At 61.5% G+C, this 512-nt stretch carries 1 protein-coding gene; it reads right to left on the reverse strand.

What is annotated here, in order from left to right; all coding sequences use genetic code 11:
* Window positions 1-76 precede the first annotated feature (76 nt).
* A complete protein-coding gene (locus NKH43_RS35265; protein WP_352862072.1) occupies window positions 77-511 on the reverse strand; it encodes a CopG family transcriptional regulator in 435 nt (144 codons plus the stop codon).
* Window position 512 lies beyond the last annotated feature (1 nt).

Here is a 512-nt window from a genome sequence, read left to right on the forward strand (position 1 = left end):
ATCAGCTGCGCGCAAAATAGCTCCGCAATCCGGCACCGGGGGTTTGGGCTGTTGAAGCGCCTGTCTTGCCGGCAGCTCATCCAGTCGCGGGCGGCGCTGGCGGGACATCGTCGGCTATCTCCTGCCTGAGCCTTGGTCCTTTGCTGAGCCGGCGACCGAGCGCATCGACGAAATTGTCGTAGCGCTGCAAGCCCTTGGCGCGCGCCTCCGCTTGTGCGGATTCCGGCAAGGCTGGAGTCGAGTTGAGCCAAAACCGGACGAACAATGCTAGCGTCTCAATCGCAATTCCGACGTCACGCTCGACCCGCTGCACGCGTCGATCGATCTGGTCGAGGCGGCGAGTTATCGCCGCTTGCTTCCGCTCTTCGGCATCCGGCGACAGAAACCATGCGAGTGCAGCCTCGGCGACCAGTGACAGTGAGACCTCGCGCCGCCCAGCGTAATCAGCCAGTGCGTTCATCACGTCAGGATCAAGATAGGCAGAGAGACGTTTTTTCTTGGCGTTCTTCATG

This window comes from Mesorhizobium sp. M1163, assembly GCF_040318415.1.
Lineage (GTDB): Bacteria > Pseudomonadota > Alphaproteobacteria > Rhizobiales > Rhizobiaceae > Mesorhizobium.

Excerpts from the sequence above, each read along its gene's own strand:
- NKH43_RS35265 (WP_352862072.1), bottom strand. The coding sequence starts at position 511 with ATGAAGAACGCCAAGAAAAAACGTCTCTCTGCCTATCTTGATCCTGAC.